At 45.0% G+C, this 21,091-nt stretch carries 21 protein-coding genes and 1 riboswitch; all 21 genes read right to left on the bottom strand.

Annotated features, from left to right (window positions below; genetic code table 11):
- Positions 1-68: 68 nt before the first annotated feature.
- Positions 69-932 carry an Hsp33 family molecular chaperone HslO gene (gene hslO, locus SALPA_RS25335; protein WP_145100612.1) on the bottom strand — a complete coding sequence of 288 codons (864 nt, stop codon included), beginning with the start codon at positions 930-932 and terminating at the stop codon, positions 69-71.
- A gap of 21 nt (positions 933-953) precedes the next feature.
- A complete protein-coding gene (gene yfcE, locus SALPA_RS25330; protein WP_145100609.1) occupies positions 954-1,511 on the bottom strand; it encodes a phosphodiesterase in 558 nt (185 codons plus the stop codon).
- A 17-nt stretch (positions 1,512-1,528) separates the two neighbouring features.
- Positions 1,529-1,999 (bottom strand): 6,7-dimethyl-8-ribityllumazine synthase, encoded by a 471-nt coding sequence (ribE, locus tag SALPA_RS25325; RefSeq protein ID WP_222428115.1) that lies wholly within the window; start codon positions 1,997-1,999, stop codon positions 1,529-1,531.
- Complete coding sequence (locus SALPA_RS25320) at positions 1,999-3,213, bottom strand: bifunctional 3,4-dihydroxy-2-butanone-4-phosphate synthase/GTP cyclohydrolase II (RefSeq protein ID WP_145100607.1); 1,215 nt, start codon at positions 3,211-3,213, stop codon at positions 1,999-2,001. The genes ribE (SALPA_RS25325) and SALPA_RS25320 overlap by 1 nt, the downstream gene beginning before the upstream one ends.
- Positions 3,214-3,250: 37 nt before the next feature.
- On the bottom strand, positions 3,251-3,904 hold the full coding sequence (ribE, locus tag SALPA_RS25315; RefSeq protein ID WP_145100604.1) for a riboflavin synthase: 654 nt from the start codon (positions 3,902-3,904) through the stop codon (positions 3,251-3,253).
- A complete protein-coding gene (gene ribD, locus SALPA_RS25310; RefSeq protein WP_145100602.1) occupies positions 3,867-5,003 on the bottom strand; it encodes a bifunctional diaminohydroxyphosphoribosylaminopyrimidine deaminase/5-amino-6-(5-phosphoribosylamino)uracil reductase RibD in 1,137 nt (378 codons plus the stop codon). Before ribD ends, ribE (SALPA_RS25315) begins: the two co-directional genes overlap by 38 nt.
- 115 nt (positions 5,004-5,118) lie before the next feature.
- Positions 5,119-5,254: riboswitch (FMN riboswitch) on the bottom strand.
- Positions 5,255-5,314: 60 nt separating this feature from the next.
- Positions 5,315-5,965, bottom strand: a complete 651-nt coding sequence (gene rpe, locus SALPA_RS25305; RefSeq protein ID WP_145102278.1) for a ribulose-phosphate 3-epimerase — start codon at positions 5,963-5,965, stop codon at positions 5,315-5,317.
- A gap of 9 nt (positions 5,966-5,974) precedes the next feature.
- Positions 5,975-6,850: a ribosome small subunit-dependent GTPase A gene (rsgA, locus tag SALPA_RS25300; protein ID WP_145100599.1), complete on the bottom strand. Its 876-nt coding sequence runs from the start codon at positions 6,848-6,850 to the stop codon at positions 5,975-5,977.
- 25 nt (positions 6,851-6,875) lie between these two features.
- Complete coding sequence (gene pknB / locus SALPA_RS25295; protein ID WP_145100596.1) at positions 6,876-8,759, bottom strand: Stk1 family PASTA domain-containing Ser/Thr kinase; 1,884 nt, start codon at positions 8,757-8,759, stop codon at positions 6,876-6,878.
- 12 nt (positions 8,760-8,771) lie between these two features.
- Positions 8,772-10,196: a penicillin-binding protein 2 gene (locus SALPA_RS25290; protein WP_145100593.1), complete on the bottom strand. Its 1,425-nt coding sequence runs from the start codon at positions 10,194-10,196 to the stop codon at positions 8,772-8,774.
- Positions 10,189-11,451, bottom strand: coding sequence for an FtsW/RodA/SpoVE family cell cycle protein (locus tag SALPA_RS25285; RefSeq protein WP_145100590.1), 1,263 nt, complete (start codon positions 11,449-11,451; stop codon positions 10,189-10,191). Before SALPA_RS25285 ends, SALPA_RS25290 begins: the two co-directional genes overlap by 8 nt.
- Positions 11,452-11,453: 2 nt before the next feature.
- Positions 11,454-12,167, bottom strand: a complete 714-nt coding sequence (locus tag SALPA_RS25280) for a Stp1/IreP family PP2C-type Ser/Thr phosphatase (RefSeq protein WP_145100584.1) — start codon at positions 12,165-12,167, stop codon at positions 11,454-11,456.
- Between the two features lie 4 nt (positions 12,168-12,171).
- The gene (locus SALPA_RS25275) at positions 12,172-12,654 is read right to left on the bottom strand and encodes an FHA domain-containing protein (protein ID WP_145100582.1); all 483 of its coding nucleotides are present in this window, start codon (positions 12,652-12,654) and stop codon (positions 12,172-12,174) included.
- A gap of 1 nt (position 12,655) precedes the next feature.
- The gene (locus SALPA_RS25270; protein ID WP_145100580.1) at positions 12,656-13,423 is read right to left on the bottom strand and encodes a DUF3662 and FHA domain-containing protein; all 768 of its coding nucleotides are present in this window, start codon (positions 13,421-13,423) and stop codon (positions 12,656-12,658) included.
- A gap of 63 nt (positions 13,424-13,486) precedes the next feature.
- Positions 13,487-14,551: a 23S rRNA (adenine(2503)-C(2))-methyltransferase RlmN gene (rlmN, locus tag SALPA_RS25265; protein WP_255451353.1), complete on the bottom strand. Its 1,065-nt coding sequence runs from the start codon at positions 14,549-14,551 to the stop codon at positions 13,487-13,489.
- Positions 14,552-14,564: 13 nt separating this feature from the next.
- Complete coding sequence (rsmB, locus tag SALPA_RS25260) at positions 14,565-15,908, bottom strand: 16S rRNA (cytosine(967)-C(5))-methyltransferase RsmB (protein ID WP_145102274.1); 1,344 nt, start codon at positions 15,906-15,908, stop codon at positions 14,565-14,567.
- A gap of 33 nt (positions 15,909-15,941) precedes the next feature.
- Entirely contained in the window at positions 15,942-16,721 is a 780-nt protein-coding gene (locus tag SALPA_RS25255) for a DUF116 domain-containing protein (protein WP_145100578.1), read from the bottom strand.
- The gene (gene fmt / locus SALPA_RS25250; RefSeq protein WP_145100576.1) at positions 16,714-17,676 is read right to left on the bottom strand and encodes a methionyl-tRNA formyltransferase; all 963 of its coding nucleotides are present in this window, start codon (positions 17,674-17,676) and stop codon (positions 16,714-16,716) included. The genes SALPA_RS25255 and fmt overlap by 8 nt, the downstream gene beginning before the upstream one ends.
- Positions 17,677-17,680: 4 nt before the next feature.
- A complete protein-coding gene (def, locus tag SALPA_RS25245) occupies positions 17,681-18,133 on the bottom strand; it encodes a peptide deformylase (protein WP_145100573.1) in 453 nt (150 codons plus the stop codon).
- A gap of 78 nt (positions 18,134-18,211) precedes the next feature.
- Positions 18,212-20,632, bottom strand: a complete 2,421-nt coding sequence (priA, locus tag SALPA_RS25240) for a primosomal protein N' (RefSeq protein ID WP_145100571.1) — start codon at positions 20,630-20,632, stop codon at positions 18,212-18,214.
- Positions 20,633-20,866: 234 nt separating this feature from the next.
- The gene (locus SALPA_RS25235; RefSeq protein WP_186451229.1) at positions 20,867-21,091 is read right to left on the bottom strand and encodes a heavy-metal-associated domain-containing protein; all 225 of its coding nucleotides are present in this window, start codon (positions 21,089-21,091) and stop codon (positions 20,867-20,869) included.

The raw sequence follows: 21,091 nt of genomic DNA, 5'->3' as shown, positions 1-21,091 counted from the left end.
ACCCCTCACAGAGTTCACTATAATGCAAAAAAACAGCGATAGTTACACCGCTGTTTTTGGTTTGCTTATTATACGATTTCTTGCAAAATAGCAGTAAGTTCCTGAGCGGAAAATTGATACTTTTCGCTGCAAAAATGACAACAGACTTCTGCCTGGCCTTCAATAATCATTGCTTTAATTTCGTCAGCGCCAAGACTAATGAGCATATTTTCCACTCTTTCCCGGGAACATTGACAGTTAAACGTAAGTTCCAGGGAGTCATAGCAGGTGATTGGCAGTCCGGCAAATAGCATTTCTAAGATCCCTTTAGCATCTTTACCACTACTAATCATTTGTGAAACTGGCGGCAGCTGCCGAAGATTATCTTCAAGTTGAGCCAGTGCAGTTTCTTCTGCACCTGGCAATGCTTGAATAAAAAATCCGCCTGCCGCCGCTACAGTTGTGTCAGGGGCAATCAAAACGCCTAACGCAACGCTTGACGGCGTCTGTTCTGATACGGCAAGATACTGGGTTATATCTTCCGCTATTTCGCCTGAGACTAGTTCTGCACTGCCTGTAAAGGGCTGCTTGAGGCCAACAAAGCGGGTGACATAGATGTGCCCCTTCCCTACAGCCTGTCCGACATCCCATTTACCCTGATTAAGTGGTAGATCGACAAAGGGATTTCTGACATAACCACGTACTGAGCCATCAGGATAGGCATCAGCCACGATCTCTTTTAACGGCCCGTCGCCAGATATCCTTACAGTTATGCTTTCGGCTGTTTTTAAGTTGGCAGCCAATAATAATGCCCCTGTCATGGTGCGCCCCAGCGCAGCTGTAGCTGTAGGATAACAATTATGCCGCCCCCGTGCTTCTTCCACTAGATTAGTGGTAATAGCCGCAAAGGCACGAATTCCGGGCGCTGTCGCCCGGATAAGATGGTCGTGCATAGTTTCTTAAACCTCCGGATACTAGGCCAAAACCTCGGAAATAAGAGGCTGACCTGTTGCTATCTCTAGTATTTCAACTTGATTGTCATTTATCCAGGCAATGGTACCGCGACCATCCGGTCGTTTGGTCATGCCAGGTGAGCCTGGATTCAAATAAATAATTCCATCAAGCTTTTCCATTGTGGCAATATGGGTATGACCAGTAATAAAGATATTGGCCTTCAGGCGCTTTGCCAACTCCTGTTTAGCTTCATCAGTAAGATTGTGGCCATGAGTGACAACAATTCGTAAGCCGTTTAGCAGTAGGTAAGAATATGGTGATTGAATAGGCAGTTTAAGCACCATACTGTCAACTTCGGCGTCACAGTTACCACAGGCAGTTACAATCGGCACCGGGCAGTTGTTAAGAACCTCTGCCAGCTGCTTCGGATTATATTCGGCAGGAATGGTGTTACGCGGGCCATGATAAAGAACATCACCGGCATGGATGATTAGGTCGGAATCCTGAAAATATGCAGTAAATACTTTTTCCCAGGTTTCCAGACAACCGTGAGTATCGCTGATTATGCCTATTTTCATAGTTACCCTCCCTGGAACTATAATCCTTTGAGCAGATTGGCCATTTCAATAGCGGAAACAGCGGCGTCAAAGCCTTTATTGCCTGCTTTGGTGCCAGCGCGTTCAATAGCTTGTTCAATGGTATCGGTTGTAAGCACACCAAAGAGTGTGGGAACACCGCTCTCTAAACCAACATGAGCTACGCCTTTGGATACTTCGGCACAGACATAGTCGTAATGACTAGTGCTGCCTCTGATAACTGTACCCAGGCAAATGACGGCATCATATTTTTTGCTTACAGCCATTTTTTTTGCAGCAAGGGGAATTTCAAAAGCACCTGGTACCCAGGCAATCTCCACATTGTCTGTGCTGGCGCCATGGCGTTTTAGTGCATCTAAGGTGCCACCCAGCAATTTACTGGTAATAAACTCGTTAAATCTGGCAATAACAATACCAAATTTTAATCCCTCAGCAACTAAGTTTCCTTCGTAGGTTTTAATTGTTTCCATTATTTTTGTGCCCCCTCATATTGTTTTAATAGATGTCCAAGTTTGGATTTTTTGGCAGACAAATATCTGTTATTAAATTTGTTCGCAATGATTTCCAGCGGCACCCGTTCGCTGATGGTTAAGCCATAGCCTTCAAGACCTACCCGTTTACGAGGATTATTCGTTAACAGTCTAATACTGGTTAAGCCTATGTCAGCCAAAATTTGCGCCCCAATACCGTAATCTCTAAGATCTGGGGCAAAGCCCAGCAATTCATTGGCTTCGACAGTGTCTTTGCCTTTGTCCTGAAGCGCATACGCCCGGATTTTGTTGGCAAGTCCAATACCCCTGCCTTCCTGGCGCATATAGAGCAATACGCCACAGCCTTCTTTTTCAATGCATTTTAAGGCATGGGCCAACTGATCACCACAATCACAGCGTAGTGAGCCTAAAACATCACCTGTCAGGCATTCGGAATGAACCCTGACCAACACATCTTGTTTGTTAGTTACATCGCCTTTAATCAGGGCAATATGGCATTGGTTATCCAGCTGGCTTTCGTAAGCAATCAGTTTGAAGTCACCATACTTTGTTGGCAGTTTGGTTTCGGCCGCTCTGGTGATAAATTTTTCGTGCTTTTTGCGGTATTTTATCAAGTCGGCAATAGTGATTATTTTTAAATCATGTTTTTGTACAAACTCCATTAACTCTGGCGTCCGGGCCATAGTGCCATTTTCATTCATGATTTCGCAAATTACACCTGCCGGGTATAAACCAGCCATTTTAGCTAAATCAACAGCAGCTTCAGTATGTCCACAACGGCGTAGTACACCACCTTCGCAATACCTGAGCGGGAAAATATGGCCAGGTCGTCTAAGATCACTGGCAATTGTTTTTTTGTCTAACACGGCCTGCACCGTCATGGAACGTTCGTAAGCTGATATGCCTGTAGTTGTGTCTTTGGCATCAATAGATACTGTGAATGCAGTGCAATGATTATCTGTATTTTCTATTACCATCTGACCGATATCAAGTTCATCCAGTCTGCTGCCGATGATTGGCATACAAATAAGACCGCGGGCATGAGTTGCCATAAAATTAATGACTTCAGGTGTTGCTTTTTCGGCTGCTACTAGCAGATCACCTTCATTTTCCCGGTCTTCATCATCAATTACGACAACCATTTTACCGTTTTGTACATCTGCAATAGCTTCCTCAATCGTATTGAATTTCATGTAAATTCCTCCATTTCGTATTGGCAATCGCGTTAATTTATAGGGTAAATCCATGCTGTTCGAGAAATCCCAGTGTTATCTTTTCGTTTGGTTTCGTATTTTGTTGTAAGCCCAGCATTTTTTCCACATATTTGCCAATAATATCTGCTTCCAGATTAACTGGCTCCCCTGGCGCCTTCAGGCCTACTGTGGTCATAGCAGCCGTATGGGGAATAAGTGACACGGTAAACCAGTCAGCACCAACGTCAATAACCGTAAGACTTGTACCGTCAATAGCAATGGAGCCTTTGGAGATAATGTAGCGCATAACTTCAGGACCAGCGCCGATCCGGACAAGTATGGCATTATCATTTTGTTCTTTGATCAAAATAGTTCCTACTCCATCAATATGACCGCTGACCATGTGACCACCAAGTCGATCACCCACGCGCAGGGTACGTTCGAGGTTGACAGTGTCACCTGCTTTGAGACCAGCCAGCACGGTACGGTCTACTGTCTCAGGCATAACATCAGCAGTAAACCAATCACGGCTAAACTCGACTACTGTCAGACAGGTGCCATTTACGGCAATGCTGTCACCCAGTTTGACGTCAGCCAATACTTTACTGCCAAAAACCGAGAGCCGAACTGATTTACTGCCGCGTACAATATGCTTAACTTTCCCTAATTCCTCCACAAGTCCGGTAAACATTTCGTCCCTCCCGTCCAGTTATATAACCATTTAGTAAGACATCTGTCCCGATGGTTTGTGTGGCAATATCCTCAAGCAGTATGGCTTGATCTACTGTTTCTACGCCTATACCGCCAACTGGGCCTGGCGCCGCTTTACCACCAAGTATTTTGGGGGCTATAAAGCAATACACCTTATCAATCAGATTAGCGGCTAAGAGCGAGGCGTTTATGGCTGCACCGCCTTCAACAAACACGCTGGTAATACGGCGTTCGCCCAAAATCGTAAACAGCTGACGCAAATCAACACCAAGCGGCGATCGCGCAAGCACCAACACCTCTACCCCATGGCTCTGTAATGCAGCTATCCGTTCTGGTGGTGCTGCCTGGCTTACCGCAATGATCGTTGGCGCCTGCTTGTCTGTTATGACGTTAGCAGTCAGTGGTGTGCGGGCCATGGTGTCAATAATAATTCGTACAGGGTTTTGTCCACCTGCCGGCAAACGGGTTGTTAGCCTGGGGTTATCTGTCAGTACTGTACCGATACCTACCAGTATGCCATCATATATATCACGCAGTCGATGCACATACTCCCGGGCAACCGGGCCTGTTATCCACTTAGAATGGCCAGTATAGGCAGCAATTTTTCCATCAAGTGACATCGCTGTTTTAAGAACACCAAATGGCATTTTGGTAGTAATCCACTTTATAAATACTTCATTGAGTTTTGCGGCTTCGGCTGCTAGTATTCCCTCAACCACTTCAATACCAGCTTCTCTAAGCCGGGTTAGGCCCTTGCCGGCGACCTCAGGATTAGGATCAGTCATGGCGGCAACAACTTTTTTTATTCCAGCCGCAATCAGGGCATCGGCACAAGGACCGGTTCGCCCATGATGGGAACACGGTTCAAGAGTAACATATATGGTTGCTCCTTTAGCTAACTCGCTGGCTTGGGCCAAAGCATGAATTTCTGCATGCGGTGTACCGGCCTGATGATGCCAGCCTTGGCCGACTATGTGTCCATCTTTTACAATAACGGCACCCACCAGTGGATTGGGGCTGGTACGGCCGATTGCATACTGCGCAATGGTAAGGGCCTGCTGCATATAATATTTGTCCATAGAAGTCCTCCAATGCAAACGTAGTAAGTGAGTAAATAAAAAAACTGTTGATTAGCTTTGGGGCTATCAACAGTTAAATAGGCAATGTGGTTGGGAAATGCCAATATGGCAGAACTTACGCCTTTTACCATCCAGACTATACTGTCGGCTCTGGAATTGAACCAGATCAGCCGTAAAAACGGCTCGCGGGCTATACCGCCGGTCAGGAATTAAAAGATTTTACTCTTTTTCACCTTGCCCCAAAGGCTTTAGTATGTAATTTTCATCCATAATGTAACTATCTACTACCTATGTTACCACTAAGCAGCAATTTAATCAAGCCCCCGGATGTCTTTAATTGCCTGCCTCATATCCGGCGCTCCATATACTGCTGATCCAGCAACTAATATCGTTGCACCAGCGGCGATTACCTGACGCGCCGTACTGGCATTAATGCCCCCGTCAACTTCAATAGCAATAGTGAGTTTGCGTTGCTCAATTTTTGCCCGCAACCGGGCAATTTTGTCAATGGCTCCCGGGATAAATTTTTGGCCGCCAAAGCCAGGATTAACACTCATAATAAGAATCATATCCAGGTCATCAAGTACTTCTTCAACTACAGTAAGCGGCGTTGACGGGTTTAATGATACCCCGGCCTTCTTGCCATGCTCTTTGATGGTTTGCAGCAAGCGGTGCAGATGGGGCGCAGTTTCGGCATGAACAGTAATAATATCGGCACCAGCCTTGATGAAGGGTTCAATTAAGTCTTGAGGATTAGTAACCATTAAGTGAACATCAAAAGGCAATTTGGTTACTTTGCGAATAGCAGCAACAACCGGTGGGCCAAATGTCAGGTTAGGGACAAAATGACCATCCATAACATCAATATGAACCCAATCAGCGCCTGCTTCTTCTATCTTGATTATTTCATTAGCTAACTGGGAAAAATCGGCGGATAAGATAGAGGGAGCAACTTTAATCATCGTATTCATCTAGTATCCCTTCTTGTTTTCTCTAATTTCGTTCAGTATTTCAAGATAAGACTGATATCTGTCAGCATGAATAACCCCCTCAGCTACCGCCTGTTTAACAGCACACTGTGGCTCCTTATAATGAATACAAGTGTTAAATTTGCATTTAGGAGCTAGTGGGAAAATCTCGGGGAAATAGTCCATTAAGTGGGTTTCTTCCATATCCTTGAATTCAGTAAAGCTGAAGCCGGGAGTATCTACTACAAAGCCACCACCCTCAAATGGCAAAAGTTCAGCAAACCGGGTGGTATGTTTACCACGGCCAATTTTTTGGCTGACTTCACCAGTTGTAAGGCCAAGTCCGGGTTGGATGGCATTAAGGATGGTGGATTTTCCCGCACCTGACGGACCGGCAAAAACTGATATTTTATCATGCAGCTGTGCGTACAATTGCTCTATACCGGTACCTAATTTAGCAGCTACAGAGAGCACCTTGTAACCAATTTGCTGATAACGCTCAACTAATTCAGCTAGAACCTCAGAATCCGCTAAATCAATTTTGTTAATACATAGAATGATCTCAAGTTCTGAGAACTCAGCAATTACCAGGAACCGGTCAACTAAGGATGAACTAATGTCAGGATTAACAGCGGCAAAAGTCAAAACAACCTGATCTACATTGGCGACCATTGGACGCTTTAACAGGCTGCGTCTAGGCAGTATTTCTTCAATGATGCCTTTTTCCGGGCCGGTTAGAGTATAGGCCACTTCATCGCCTACAAGTAGGGAAAAACGCCCTTTCTTAAACCGGCCGCGTAAATTGCAAGTGACAATTTTGCTGCCTGACTGGATATAGTAGTAACTATTATAGGCTTTTACTACGATGCCATTCAGCACATAGGACCTCCTACGATAAAAATGTCTAAATTGTTTGTTCTTGAAGCAATTTTTCGTTGATATAAACCTGAACGCGTACCTGGCCAGTGCCTTCTACTGTTTTTTCAATCCGTTCACCCGGTTTGTGTGTGCCTTCATAAGCAACCCGGCGGCCATTGGTATCGGTAACTACTATTTGCAGTGCCTGGCGACCTGAGCCGTCGGGGACAGTTACTTGAACAACTGCCCGCTTGACAGCTCCAGGCACACCTTTGGCAACAGAGAAATCAATAGTTGTTCCTTCCGTAACTTCAGTAGCCGGTGGCGGATTTTGACTAATAATTGTTCCTGGCGGATATTTGTCATTAGGAGTTTCTGTTATTTTTCCTTGCTTAAGCTTCAGGCTTTCGAGCTGAGTTGCCACTGTGGTTAAGAGCGAGCCTTGGAAATCCGGCAGGGCAACTTTTTTCGGACTAGTCCCTTTACTTATGACAATATCAATCGTTGTGCCTTTGGTTACTTGTGCCGGCGGACGGGGATTTTGGCTAATGACCGTATCAGCTGGCGCAGCATCAGCAAATTGTTCGTCAACCCGTCCCAGTTTCAGACCGGAGTTTTTAATCTGCAGTTCGGCATCCCGGCGGCTAAGACCGCGTAAATCCGGAACAACAGTAATTTCACCGCCTTTGCTAACAATGATAGTTATTGTCCGTTGTTCTTTGACTGTGGTTCCTGCTTCTGGCTGCTGGGAAATGACCTGGCCTGCCGGAACTTTGTCATTAAAGGCCTCTGAGACAGAAACTCTGAGATTATTACTGGTAATAATATTACGGGCAGTATCTACCTGCTTGCCCACAACGTCTGGCACGGTAACTTCATTTAGACTCCAAAACTTACCAAATCCCAGAAAAGCAACTACTGCTGAGACCAGCAGCAACAGTGCTATTCCCAAAAGCCAGGCTTTAGAAAGTTTGGCCTCCCTTAATAAAGAGGCAGGCGTATTGGATGGTTCTATGTGCTTTGAATCATCCTGCTGCGATGTTGGAGTAACTGTCGGTAATACTTGGGTAGGGAAATCAGTAGGCGATAACCGCCGGGTATGATCATCTCTTAAATAATTTTGGGCTAATTTAAAATCAGCAATCATTTCACCAATATCATCAAATCTGGCAACTGGATCTTTATGCATCGCCTTTACGACAATGGCCTCAATCAATGGCGGTATAGAAGCGTTTAGTTCCCGTGGCGGTTTTGGTTCTTCCTGAATGTGCTTAAGGGCAATACTGATTGGTGATTCACCAATAAATGGCACCTGACCTGTAAGCATCTCATAGAGTACAACACCAAGAGAATAGATGTCGGATTTAGCGCCGACAGACGTACCTTTGGCCTGTTCTGGTGAAAAATAATGTACGGAACCAATAATTGTACCCGAATTAGTCATTGTTGATGACGTAACTGCTCTGGCAATACCAAAGTCGGTTACCTTAACCCGCCCTGAACGGGTAATAAGAATATTGTGTGGCTTAATATCGCAATGTACTAAATTATTTTGATGAGCATGTTCCAATGCCTCTGCTATTTCCATCGCAATGTGTACCGCAGTTTCTACAGGCAGTGGAGCTTCTCTGTCAATTTTATCTTTAAGCGTTTCGCCGGAAATGTATTCCATAATTATATAGTACGTTTGTTCATCAAAACCAACATCATAGATGTTAACAATATTAGGGTGAGAAAGCTTAGCTGCTGCCTGGGCTTCCCGACGAAAGCGACTAATAAACTCTTCATCATCAGTAAACTGAGAACGCAATACCTTGACAGCTACTGAACGGTCTAACAGTTTGTCATGCGCGCGGTATACATCAGCCATACCACCGCCGCCAATTCGTTCTAATATTGTATAACGATCATCAAGTGTGCGATTAAGCATTAATTCACCCCCTTAACGTAATGCCTGTAACAAAATCTGCCTGGCGAGTGGTGCTGCTACCTTACCACCAGAACCCGCATTTTCAACAATTACCGCTACGGCAACTTGTGGATTGTTTGCTGGTGCAAAGCCAATAAACCAGGAATGGGAAGCACCATGCGGATTTTCGGCAGTACCTGTTTTGCCGGCAACCTGGATGTCGCGTATTGCTGCCGCAGTGCCGGTACCTTCATCTACCACGCTTACCATCATAGCAGCTACCTGACCGGCCAACTGGCTGTCTGTGGGTGACAGCCAGGCATTTGGTATCGTTTGCTTTACGATAGTGCCGTCAGGTGCCATAATTTTTTGTACTAAATAGGGTTTCATCATAATTCCCTTGTTCGCAAAAGTTGATGCCAGCATGGCCATGCGAAGTGGTGTAATTAAGAGACTACCCTGTCCAATGCCGATTTGCGCCAAATCACCATCATTTAGCTGTGAAAAATCGGGAATCCGGTTAGCAGATTCTTGAATATCACCATTCACCAGTTGAGTAAAACCATAGCGTTCAAAGTTCTTGGCCATTTTTGTGCGGCCAAGCTCAAGTGCTAACTGACCAAAAGTGACGTTACAGGACACAGCTAGCGCTTCGCGCAAATTTACTTTGCCGTGAGCTATATTATTAGATTCTGTTAATGTATAATCAGAACCGATTTTGAGAGATCCATTACAGGTAAATTGGTGGTTTCCGTTAGCTAATTGTTCGGCTAGCGCGGCTTCGGCCACCATGACTTTGATAATGGAACCTGGGGGATATAATCCTTGCGCGGCCCGGTTAAGAAGCGGACTATTTGCAGCTTGTGAAATACTCTCCCAGGTAGTGTCAAGAGTGTTTGGATCAAAGCTTGGGCGACTAACCATTGCCAATATCGCACCCGTTTTAGGTGACATGACAACAATTGCGCCACGCTGATTGCCCAGGGCCTTATAAGCCGTTTGCTGCAGCTCAGTATCAACCGTAAGTACGACCGTATTACCGGCAGCATTTGCAAACAATTGACTGATTGCACCTAAGCGTTTTTCAGGATTTATTTGCCCTGATAAATAACCGTCATAGCTGCCTTCAATGCCTGTTTTGCCATAGGTAGAATTAGCATAACCCACAACATGGGCAAATACGGCATCATAAGGATATTCCCGCTGGTATACTTTTTGTGCTGTGAGTTTGCTTACAGCCAGAACTTTCCCATGAATATCAGTAATTTGACCTCGTTCTACCTTGCGGGACGCCTCAGCTGTCCGGCGATTAAGCGGATGAAACGCAAGTGTGTTACTTTCGATAACCTGAATATATATTACATAACTGAGCAGCAACACCAACAGGCTGATAGAAAAAAGTGCTGCTTTATGGATACTCCTGCGTATTGCCTTATGGGGAATGTCGTGTTTATTCATAGGTGGCTGTCGCCTCCGATATGGCAAATAACATACCCAGCAGGATAAAGCTTGCCACCATAGAGCTGCCGCCATAACTGATAAGTGGCAGTGTTATGCCTGTCAGCGGCAAAAACTTGGTGACCCCACCGATAATAATAAAAACCTGCAATGCGGTAAGCACACCTAAGCCGGCAGCCAGCAGCATGGTAAACGGTAATTGCGAAGCAAGTGCTGTGCGAAACGCACGGTAAACAATAAGGATATAGGCAATGATTACTCCGGCAGTACCAGCAAGACCCAGTTCTTCACCAATAGCAGCAAAAATGAAGTCAGTATGTACTTCAGGAATAATGCCAGGATAACCGAAAGTTAAACCGCTGCCCAGCACTCCGCCTGAACCTAACGCAAATAGTGACTGGACAATCTGGTACGAACGTCCAGTCGGATCAGACCACGGATTTAACCAGATATCAATTCTAACTTGCACGTGAGGAAATAAAAGATAACATACAGCAGAGCCGGAAAAAAACAGACAAAGTGCTAACGCTACATAGCTCCATCTGCCACTTGCCATATAAGCCATCGTTACCGTTGTGCCAAAATATAGTAAAGCAGAACCTAAATCCCGCTGGACGATGAGCATCGCCATAGTTAACGCCCACAGCACCATCAGCGGTGCAATAAAGCGGGGATGCGGCAAGGTTAGCGGACCGTAATGGCGGGTAGCGTAAGTTAGCAACTGACGCCGCTCGCTCAGGTACGCTGCTAAAAATATAATAATCAACAATTTGGCAAACTCGGCAGGTTGAAATCGTACCGGGCCTAGAATAATCCAGTTTTTGTTACCGCCGATGTCGACGCCAAACGCAATTGTGCTCACCAATAAAACAAGACCAGTTATGCCGCAAAGATATTTGTATTTAGAAATATCTTCCGGCTGGCGAAAAATTACCACTGTAATAATAAAGGCGATTAGTCCTGCAGCTAACCACATAGCCTGCGGAATGAATAAATCAGGACGCAGCCTTAGAATAAGTGTTAACCCAATAGAAGCTAAAAATACAGCTAAAGGCAACAGCACCGGATCTGCCCTGAAAAAATAACGGCGAAGCGCTAGTGCAGTAATCGTCCAAAGAACAGGTAAACCGACAATAATGGCAAGACCCTGAGAGGAAAATCGATGATTTGCCAGTGTTACGACAAGGTAACCATTTATCAAAATGAGACCAGCCAGGAGTAAAAGTCCAAACTCGGTTAATCTTGTGCGTCTCATGGTCAATCCCTGTATTGCAGTAAAATAGCAGTAATATTGTCATAGCCGCCTGCCTGTCTGGCTTGGGCCACAAGGGTATTAACAATTGTTTGCGGGCTGCTAGGTTGCAGGCAGATATTAAGAATGGTTTCTTCACTAAGCATGTTGGTTAACCCATCTGTGCATAATAGCAAATTATCGCCTGGTTGCCACAGGAACTTACCTGAATCTACAGCAAGTGTATCACTAGTACCTACAGCTCTTGTTAATATATTGCGATGAGGATGGGTTTGCGCTTCTTCGCTGGTAATACTGCCATTTTGCATCAGTTCCCAAACCAGCGAATGGTCGTTGGTTATCTGGTGTAGCTTGTTTTCTCTGATTAGATACAGTCTGCTGTCACCTACATGGCCCCAATAGATTTCCTCATTATCAAGATAGGCAGCAGTAACCGTAGTACCCATACCCTGGCACTCACTTTTAGCTTGAGACATTTGATAAATTCTAGTGTTCGCCTGGACAATTGCTGCTTGTAAAGACTGTTCCCAATCTACTGGTGGTGAATTTTTTTCTATGTACTCCTGAATAGTATTGGCACCAAGGTTGCTGGCAATTTCTCCGGCAACATGTCCCCCCATGCCATCAGCAACTACAAATAAGTGCGGTGGCAAAAAAACATAACTATCTTCATTGGTTTTACGTACCATACCAATGTCTGACTGTGCAAATGCCAGCATGGAATCACCTCTCAAACTTAAGCGTAACTGCCCCAATTTGTATTATATCACCATCTACCAGGGCAATTTCTTCTTCTACCTGTTGACCATTAACAAGTGTCCCGTTTGTACTGTTTAAATCAGCCAGCAGATAGTTGTGTTTCACTTTGGATATACAGGCATGTTCATGTGAAACAAAACTACTGTCAATAACTACATTATTATGCTGACTGCGACCAATGGTTAAGCTGTCGACTATTGTAAAAAACGTCTGTGATAGCAGTTCCTGATGATCATCAACTACTACTAATCTGGGCTGAGAAGAAAAATCAGCATCGCTTACCCCGGTGTTATTAACAATCGAATCATCCAGATCATCAAAGGCCAAGCGATTCAAATCCCGGGCTGCCAGTTTTACTACCCGGTACAAAAAGTAATAGAGCAGCACTACCAGGCTATACTGCAACGCGATTACAACTATATTTAAAACTTGCAATTTACCAGGCAATCTACTTCACCTCATATAAAATAACGGTGTTACCTACTTTTATTCTATCACCGTTTTTTAGATGCTTATGAGTAATACGAATTCCTCCGACATACGTCCCGTTAAGGCTTTTTGCATCATGAATGACATGGTTGTTGTCTTCGTAAACAATGTAAGCATGTAAACGTGAAGTATTCATATCTGTAAGCGGCAATTCGTTGGTGTTGCGACGGCCAATGTTTATTCTGTTTGTTGTGCAGTCCACTTTTAAACCGGCATCTAAGCCGTCAATCACGGTTAAGAAACTATGCAATTGGTGCTGCACCGATGGGATTAGAATCATAGGTTCTAGTTTATCAAATACTTTGGTTTCACTGTCTGTTGACATGTTTTCAGGCTTTTTCACACTTTCGTCGTAAGAAGTTTCCGTAAAACCTGACGTAATACGAAACGCCTGCCTGCCTAATTTTTCATCTGAAAAGAATTCGATTTGCGGTCCGCCAGCCATAGTATAGCCTTTGCGGCGGCTCTCATCAATCAAGTAAGACGCCAATTCGCTGCATACAGATTCAGCATATGGTTCCAGCCGTCCATAGTCTTCATGATTTATATAGATGGCATAGTGATTAGGCACATAGACATGAGAAACACCAACTGTACGCTCGTCTTCCATCTCCCTGGCTAATTGTTTGGCAATTTCAATAGGCTGCAAGCTGCTGGAAAATTGTTTGTTAAAGAAACCTTCAATATATTTTTCAAAAAAGCTCTCAATATTGCGGACAAACTTCACTTAAAACACTCCCGCTAAACTGCATAAAATAGGATCTTTTTTATTATACGCGATATTAGCAGTCTAGTCAAAAGTAACCATTCTAACAAATTTGTGTCGCAGTTGTCCGCAGGCAGCAGCAATATCGGTGCCCATCTCCCGCCTGACAGTTACATTGATATGTTCGTTTTGCAAGAGTTTTTCAAATCTAATAATATCGCTGGCCGCAGGACGAAGCAAACCACGTTCGGGTACCGCATTAATGGGAATTAGATTGACGTTTGCCAGTCGTCCTTTAAGAAGTGTTATCAGTTCTCTTGCTTGTGCGGGCCCATCATTAACACCGGCAATCAAGATATATTCATAGGTGACGCGTCTGCCGGTTGCGGCGGCGTAACGGTCACTGGCGGCCAAGACCTGTTCAAGGGGATAACGGGAATTAATCGGCATAAGCTTGGTTCTAAGCAGGTTATTAGGTGCGTGTAAGGAAATTGATAATGTGATCGGTAGTCCTTCCCCCGCAAGCTTATCAATTTGAGCAACAAGTCCTGAAGTTGATAGCGTGATATTACGGTAACTCATGTTGAGACAGTAACCTTCATGGACAAGCCGGATAAAGCGCAAAACATTGTCATAGTTCGCTAACGGTTCACCTGACCCCATAATAACAATGGAGTCAATTTTTTGCTCTTCCTGTTGTAATAACTCAGTAATATACAGTACTTGCGCCAAAATTTCACCGCCAGTGAGATTACGCACCAGCCCACTCAGCGTTGAAGCACAAAAAGAACACCCCATAGCGCAGCCTACCTGGGTAGATACGCAAACACTGTTACCATAGGGGTGGCGCATGAGAACAGTCTCCACAGCCATATCATCAGGAAAGGCCAGTAAAAATTTGCTTGTCCGGCCATCGGCCGAGTGTTGCGTTGCCTTACGACTAACTTGGGTAATTGTAAAACTATTATCCAAGCTAGCGCGCCATTCTTTGGCGATGTTGGTCATCGCTTCAAACTGGCGTACATTATGCTTATACAGCCATTCAGCAATTTGCTTGCCCCGGTATGCTTGTAAACCCAGCGGTTTTATTTGCTTAGCAATCTCGGTGGCAAACAAGCCGAATAAGTCTGTTTTTATGTTGGTTGTCATGGTTGTTACCGCCTTATTTTTGCCGAATCATACGGGCTATAAAGAACCCGTCTACATTATCGGTATGTGGCCACAGTTGAATCATCGTGTCAGACCTTTTAGCTGCCGGCAGGTATTGACCGGTAGTTTCCGGTATGAATTCAGGATTGGCCTGTAAAAAGGCAGTAACAATATCCTGATTTTCCGCAGGTTCCGTTGTGCAGGTGCTATAAACCAACACCCCACCTGGTTTTACACACTGGGCAGCACTTGCTAAGATAGCTGCCTGTAAGGCAGGCAGATCTCGCAAAATGTCCTCAGATTTGCGCCAACGGGCATCCGGCTTGCGCCGTAGTACCCCAAGACCTGAACACGGGGCATCTACAAGTACTCTATCAGCCTTACGTGGATACATAGTACCTAAATTAACGGCATCCAAAGCCTTGGTCTCAATGTTTGTTAATGCCAATCGCTCAGCATTTTCGCGGGTAAGTGCTAATTTGTGCTCATAAATATCGGTAGACAAAACCTGTCCGGTATTATTCATTAAAGCAGCGATATGGGTAGTTTTTCCTCCTGGAGCACCGCAGGCATCAATAATAAATTCGCCTGGTTGAGGATCAAGAACATGTGCTACCAACATCGAGCTTTCATCCTGTACCTGAAATAGTCCCTCCTGCAGGGACGTAAGGGTGGCAAAACCTGGATGTTCATAACAGACAATGCCCTCCGGCGTCCAGTTTGACGCCTGGCATACTGCTCCCTCTCCTGCCAAACGCAGCAAAAGGGAATCACGATCTATTTTGATGGTATTTGTGCGCACCGAAAGCGGCGGTACTGTATTATTGGCTTGACATAATTCTTCACAGGCCGCTGCGCCTAAACGTTTAACCCAGCGTGCAATAAGCCACTCCGGATGAAAGTATCTAAGGGCAAGATATTTCACAGGTTGTTGTTCTCTGTCTGGATAAACGATTTTTTCCGGACTGCGGGCAGCATTTCGCAAAACGCCGTTAACGAATTTGACGGTACCGGCATGGCCATATTTTTTTGTCAATTCAACAGCCTGATTGCAGGCTGCCGATGCAGGTACTTTTTTAAGATAAAATAACTGGTACATGCCTAGCCGCAGAATATTTCTAATAACAGGAGCTACTTTGGCAAGCGGACGGCTCAAATAGCAACTGAGCATCCAATCCAAAGTAGCGCCAGTTTTAACAGTTCCATATATTAGCTCTGTAATAAACCGCCGGTCTTGCTCAGAAAGATGTCCCTGAAGTGTTTGACGGTTTATCTCTTTTGCCAGGGCAATATTAGCATAAGCACCATTATTTTCAACTTCATTAAGTATTTTTAGCGCAATTGCCCGGGCGTTCACTATTTTATCAGTCATGTCAATGCACCATCTCTACTATTTTCTTGAATTAGCTTTGGGTAAAAAGCTTTGGATAGCTGCTTCCACCTTAGCAAGATTAACGCGGGTATTGCAGCAAGGACCAAATGGACGATCATTGAGCACGCCAATTACCGGTAATGGAAAAACATCCTGAATACCGCTCGTAAGATCGCGTTCACAGGCAATGGCCAGTACGGCTTGGGGACGGATGGTCTTTACTACCTTACGGGCTAACGTACCGCCAGTTACCACTGCCAAATGAACACCGTAGGTTTCAGCAAGTGTCACTAAGTCGCCGATCTGGCACTGCCCACAGTGATGGCAATTTGATACATCGCGCGTAATTTTATAAGGACAGGTCTCATGTTGTAAGCAGTGTGGTGTCATAATCAGCAGCTTAGACGGTTGCACCATTATTTTCTTTTGCTTGATTAAATGGTTGCTTACTTCAATAAAAGAACGTTCAATCCGTTCCTTATCCACATCAAACAGCTTGCCAATGAAAATTGCCACAGGGAATAGCAGGTTAATCGCTGACCATGCCAGACCTTGAAAAATTCCCAGGGTCCTAAATCCTAAAATAGCCAGTATAATACCGCCAACACCACAGGCAATCGCTAAAATAACGGCTGCTAAAACTATACCCAGCATCAGCGGTAAGTAGGTACTGATATTTGCTAACCCTGGCAGACTGACGACCCAGATACCGTAACTTGATACAGTTGCCAGGAATAAACTAATCAGAATTAATGTTAGAAACAAGCGTTTACGAGGTCTGTGTATTATTTCAATCATCCCCGACACCTTCGCATTCTAGCATAGTACCTGTTGTAAGAGAGTAGCCGCAAACAAAGTCGCTGGCCTTCATTCGCCGTTTGGATTCAGGCTGTACTTCCAGCAACTCAATGGTCCCTTTACCAGTTTCAACAACCAGCCCTTCTTTGGTGAGCTGGATAACTTGTCCTGGTTGAGCGCATGGTGTTGATTCGTTATATACTCTAGTTTGCCATATCTTTAGCGATTTATTTTGGTATTTGCAGTAGGCTCCCGGCCAGGGATTCAGTCCGCGTACTAAGTTATGAATAGCTGCTGCCGGTTGGTGCCAGTCGATGCGTTCCGTACTGCGGCAAAGCAGCGGAGCGTAAGTTGCCTCACTATCATTTTGCGGTATGCGTGGTGCATTGCCGGCTGTTATTTGCTGCAAGGTATCTGATAGTACGCTTGCGCCCAAGTCTTTTAATTTGTCGTGAAGATTACCGGTGGTATCAACTGGTAAAATTGGTGTTTTGGCTTTTATGATCATATCACCGGTATCCATGCCGGCATCCATATACATAGTAGTAATACCGCTCATTGGTTCGCCGTTGATTATGGCCCAGTGGATGGGTGCTGATCCCCGGTAGGCAGGTAAAAGTGAGGCATGCACGTTAATACAGCCATGAAGCGGTAAGTCTAAGAGCCTTTGGGGCAGAAACTGTCCAAAAGCGATAACAATAATAATATCAGGTTTAATAACGGCAATCCGGTTATAGAAATCATCATTTTTAATGTTGTCAGGCTGTAAGATGGTAAGATTATAGTGTAAAGCCGCTTCTTTAACCGGCGAGTAGGCTAGTTTCTGTCCGCGTCCTTTGGGACGGTCAGGTTGGGTGACAACTGCGGCTACCGGATAGCCCTCCCTAACCAGCATATCTAAACAAGGTACCGAAAAATCAGGCGTTCCCATAAATACTGTACGTAATTTTTTCATCTAACTACCCCTTGTGTATGGTTTTAGCCAGTTCAATAAACAAAATCCCCTTAAGATGATCAATTTCATGTTGCAACGCCCGTGCCAACAGACCTGAGCCGCTAACCCGAATCATTTTACCAGCTCGATTCAGCGCGTCCACTGTTACTGTTGCGTATCTTTCAACCTCGCCAAACATACCGGGAACACTCAAACAGCCTTCGCTGCCAATTTCACAGCCTTCACAGGCAATAATTTTAGGATTAATAAGCTCAATAATACCCTCGCCAACATCAATGACGACTAGCTGTAGAGAAGCGCCAACCTGCGGTGCGGCCAGCCCTACACCATCTGCAGCATACATGGTTTCAGCCATATCATCAAGCAAATGTTTGATTTTGCGATCAATCTTTTCAACAGGGGCAGCAATTTCTTTTAACACCCTGTCTCCTGCTTTTCTAATTTCCATTACTGGCATTATGTGTTCCTCCTTACCTATCAGGCCATCAAAAGAATTTTACCATAGATTAGCTCATCATAAAAGTGTTCCTCTAGACTAAAGAACATTAACCGGGTCAATATCGACAATAATATTTTTTTGATTCGCTATGCTCATCGTGCTAATTTGTTTAGTTATTGTGGGTAAATCTTTGGTTTTAATGAGAATATTCACCCGGAAGATATCCTTAACTTTATTTACCGCCGCCGGAAACGGTCCGATAATGGAAGCGCCCGCCATAGCTAATGACTGAGTAAGTTCTGCGGCTACTTGGTTAGCCTGACGGTGAACTATGGTTTCGTCATTCGCTTGTACCGTTATTTTTATCAGATTCGCATAGGGCGGGTAGCCTAACTGCTGGCGAAAGCTCAGCTCCTGTTGATAAAATTCCTGATAATTATGCTCTGCCCCGGCAGTTATCGCATAGTGTTCCGGATTATAGGTTTGCATGACTACTCGTCCTGGTTTACTGCCACGTCCGGCTCTCCCCGCAGCCTGCGTCAGGAGGGCAAAGGTTTTTTCTGCGGCGCGAAAGTCAGGCAAGTTGAGCGCCGTATCTGCTGAAATAATACCAACTGCCGTTACATTGGGAATATCATGACCTTTAGCCACCATTTGCGTACCGAGGAGAATGTCATACGAACCGGCAGCAAAAGCAGCGAGAATCTTGTCATGGGCCAGCTTGCCACGGGTAGTATCTTGATCCATACGTGCAATTCTGGCAGCTGGGAATAACCCTTTCAGCGCTTCTTCCACCTTCTGGGTGCCTGCACCAAAATAACGGATGTACCGGCTGCCGCATTCAGGACAAACATCTGGTACTGCATGGCGTTCCTGACAATAATGGCAGCGTAAGATACTAGTGGGAGCATGGTAGACAAGTGAGATATCGCAGTGGCCGCATTTAAGAACATGGCCACACTCACGGCACAGGACAAATGTGGAATAGCCGCGACGGTTAAGCAAAATAATAGCCTGTTCTTTCTTGGCTAAGATTTCGGTTAACATGGTCTGCAAAGGCAGTGAAATGACACTGCGGCGACCTTGTGCCAGTTCTTGCCGCATGTCAACAATAGTAACTGCTGGCATCGGTATATCGTCCACCCGTTTATTCATCGGCAGCAATCGATGTTCTCCCTGCAACGCCTGGTAATAGGTTTCAATAGCAGGTGTCGCGCTGCCAAGCAGTACCGTAGCTCCAGCAAATTTAGCTCTGGCTGACGCCACCTCCCGGGCATGATAACGGGGTGTTTCCTCTTGTTTGTAGGTAAATTCGTGCTCTTCATCAATGATAATAAGCCCTAACCGGCTAACTGGTGCAAACAATGCTGACCGGGCGCCAATGACAATTCCAGCTTGGCCTGCATGTAGTCGCCGCCAGGCATCATAGCGTTCACCTACTGACAGCTTGCTATGCATAACAACTACGTCATCACCAAAAGCCGCCCGGAAACGAGCGACAATCTGGCTTGTTAACGCTATTTCCGGTACCAGGACGATAGCTTGGCGGTCAAGACGCCGCGCTTCAGCTGCTGCATTGATATAAACCTGCGTCTTACCACTGCCAGTAACACCGTGAATTAAAAAAGATGTATAAGCACCTGTATTGATCGCTGGAATAATATGCTGCAGGGCCTGTAACTGCTCTGAGGTCAGGGTCAATTCGGCTGCCTGGGGCTGGGCTGCGGTATAACTATTACGAAATACCGGCACGCTGCAGATAGTAATAAGCCCTTGTTCAGCTAGTTTTTTCACAGTAGCCTGGGTAATAGCCAGACTGCGCAGCTCAGCTGCAGTTAGTTCTTGCGTAGGTAAAAGCGCCTGGAGCAAGCGTCGTTGGGCAGTTTTAGATTTAGGCAGCGTTTTTTCCATTTGGGCAGCAACTTCCCTGCTTACGGCCAGCTTAATAAGCATGGTTGAGTTAGCCTTGCCGCGCTTACTGACAGTATCAGCAGTTATGATTAGCTTGTGCTGTAAACAGAATTTTATCATGCCCTCAATACTGGTGAATCTTTTAGCAAGGTCGGTCAATGTGACCGGACCGTGCTCATAGATGTAGTTAAGTATTGTACGGTATTCTTCTGGTTTATCACGCAGCAATGCTTTGGTATACTCCCAATCAAGCGCCCGCGGCACTTGATATGCTTTTTGCGTTTTGATGCCTGATTGACCTGGAATAAATAACCGCATTGCTTCAGCCAGCGAGCATAGGTAATAGTTACTTAGCCATTTGGCAGTTTGTAGCATATTGTTATCAAACCACGGATAATCATCGAGAACATCAAGAATGGATTTTAAGCCGGGGATGCTTTCAGCCTCTAAACCGACAATAAATCCCTCTACTTTTCGATTACCAAACGGCACCAGCACGCGCCAGCCTATAGCTGCAAAGGACAAGTGTGCGGGAATAAGATAGGAAAAAGGCTTAGTTATGCTGCGAGTAGGAATATTTACAATTATTTGGGCGGTAGTTGACATTTTTTCACCTAAAGTATCATTTCTTTATTGGGATAAAAGAGAAGGAGACTTGTTCAGTCCCCTTTTTAATTACAATATATATTCGCTTTTATCTATCAAATACCTGCTACCGGTTTTTCATGGTAATGAGCGGCCATTTCCCAATCAAGACCGGTGTCCATTGGCAAACGTTTAAAAAAATGTTTAATCCGTTTCCTTTTTTGCGGAGAAAAATGAAGCTTCATTTGCTTATTCCTAACTTAGAACTGAATAGCCAAGTGATTGTAGTGTTTCTTCAATTCCGCTAGAAGGTAACGCTTCATCGTGGCTAACGGCAACTTGCTTGGAGGCCATGTCCACCTTAACTGAGGCAACGCCCTGGAGATGGGACAAGGTATGTTCAATACGGTCCCGGCAGTGGTCGCCTTTGATGCCGCCAACATGGTAAACAGATTGTGTGGTATTTTTCTGAGTAACCAA

Origin of the sequence: Sporomusa sp. KB1, assembly GCF_007830295.1 — a bacterium.
Taxonomy (GTDB): Bacteria; Bacillota; Negativicutes; order Sporomusales; family Sporomusaceae; genus Sporomusa.
Note: the sequence above shows the minus strand (reverse complement) of the source record. Positions and strands in the feature narration are given on the sequence as shown.